At 65.3% G+C, this 1742-nt stretch carries 2 protein-coding genes and 1 pseudogene; all 3 read left to right on the top strand.

The genetic code is table 11. The annotated features are described in order from the left end of the window. Positions 1–633: HAD-IC family P-type ATPase (locus tag I5W_RS11680; RefSeq protein WP_044529356.1), on the top strand; the 633-nt coding region annotated here is incomplete at its 5' end. 29 nt (positions 634–662) lie between these two features. Continuing rightward, complete coding sequence (gene kdpC, locus I5W_RS11675) at positions 663–1274, top strand: potassium-transporting ATPase subunit KdpC (RefSeq protein WP_044529355.1); 612 nt, start codon at positions 663–665, stop codon at positions 1272–1274. 95 nt (positions 1275–1369) lie between these two features. After that, positions 1370–1742: pseudogene (locus I5W_RS11670) on the top strand (two-component system sensor histidine kinase KdbD); the annotation flags it as partial.

Raw genomic sequence — 1742 nt, 5'->3', positions numbered from 1 at the left:
GGCGAACCGCCTGACCGCGCGGCCATCGCCGCTGAAGCCGGGGTGGACGACTTCCTGGCCGAAGCCACGCCCGAGCAGAAGCTGGCCCTGATCCGCCAGCACCAGGCCGAAGGCAAGCTGGTGGCCATGACCGGCGACGGCACCAACGATGCACCGGCACTGGCCCAGGCCGATGTGGCCGTGGCCATGAACAGTGGTACCCAGGCCGCCAAGGAAGCCGGCAACATGGTCGACCTCGATTCCAATCCGACCAAGCTGATCGAGATCGTCGAGATCGGCAAGCAGATGCTGATGACCCGCGGCAGCCTCACTACCTTCAGCATTGCCAATGACGTGGCCAAGTACTTCGCCATCATCCCCGCCATGTTCGTGGCCAACTATCCGCAGCTGGGCGCCTTGAACGTGATGCGCCTGGCCAGCCCCGAGTCGGCCATCATGTCGGCGGTGATCTTCAATGCGCTGGTGATCGTGGCCTTGATTCCGCTGGCCCTGCGCGGAGTGCGCTACCGCGCCCTGGGTGCGGCCGTGCTGCTGCGTCGCAACCTGCTGATCTATGGCGTGGGTGGTCTGTTGGTGCCATTCGTGGGCATCAAGCTGATCGACATGCTGCTGGCCGCCTTCGGCCTGGTCTGAACCTGTTTGAGCACATCAAGGATAGCCTCATGAAAACCTCGACTTCCCATCCGCTGCGGCCTGCCATCACGCTCTTCATCCTGCTGGGCGTGTTGCTGGGCGGCCTGTATCCCTTGCTGGTGACCGGCCTGGCCCAGGCCTTCTTCCCGCAGCAGGCCAATGGCAGCCTGATCGAACGCCAGGGCCAACTGGTCGGCTCGGAACTGATCGGCCAGAACTTCACCAGCCCGGCCTATTTCTGGGGCCGGCCCTCGGCAGCCGGTACCTTCCCCAATAACGGCATGTCTTCCGGCGGCAGCAACCTGGGCCCGACCAATCCGGCCCTGAAGCAAGCCGCAGAAGATCGCGCCAAGGCCTTGCAAGAAGCCGATCCCGACAACAAGGCAGCCATCCCCATCGACCTGCTGACCGCCTCGGCCAGCGGCCTGGACCCGCAGATCAGCCCGGCCGCCGCCGAGTATCAGGCAGCACGAGTAGCCCGTGCCCGTGGCCTGAGCGTGGCACAGGTGCGCTCGCTGATCCGCAGCAACAGCGAGAGCCCGCAATGGGGCCTGTTCGGCGAGCCGCGCGTCAATGTGCTCAAGCTGAACCTGGCGCTGGATGCAGCCGCGCCCTTGCCCAAGACGGCACAGCCCAAGTAAGCCCCCCCTTTGCCTTGGTCGGATGGCCGGTGGCGCGCACAACGCGTGCCACCGGCTTTTTGCCACTACAATGCTTCAACTCTGATATCCCGTATATGAACACTCGCCCCGATCCCGACGACTTGCTGGAACGCGTGATGCGTGACGAAGAACGCCAGGCGCGTGGCCGCCTGAAGATCTTCTTCGGCTTTTCGGCCGGTGTGGGCAAGACCTTCGCCATGCTGGAAGCGGCCCAGGCCTTGGGCGCGCAAGGGGTGGACGTGCTGGCCGGCGTGGTCGAGACCCATGGCCGCGCCGAGACCGAGGCGCAACTGGCCGGCATCGTGCGCCTGCCCATGCGCCTGGTGCCTTACCGCAATCGTCAACTGCCCGAGTTCGATCTGGATGCCGCGCTGGAGCGCAAGCCCGGCGTGATCCTGGTGGATGAACTGGCGCACTCCAACGTGCCCGGCTCGCGCCATCCAAGCG

It is taken from the genome of Herbaspirillum sp. B65 (assembly GCF_000333555.1).
Classification (GTDB): Bacteria; Pseudomonadota; Gammaproteobacteria; order Burkholderiales; family Burkholderiaceae_D; genus Herbaspirillum; species Herbaspirillum rubrisubalbicans.
This window is presented reverse-complemented; position numbering and strand designations above follow the sequence as displayed.

What these genes read in the sequence shown, in the direction of transcription:
- kdpC (WP_044529355.1), top strand. Translation starts at nt 663, where the DNA reads ATGAAAACCTCGACTTCCCATCCGCTGCGGCCTGCCATCACGCTCTTC.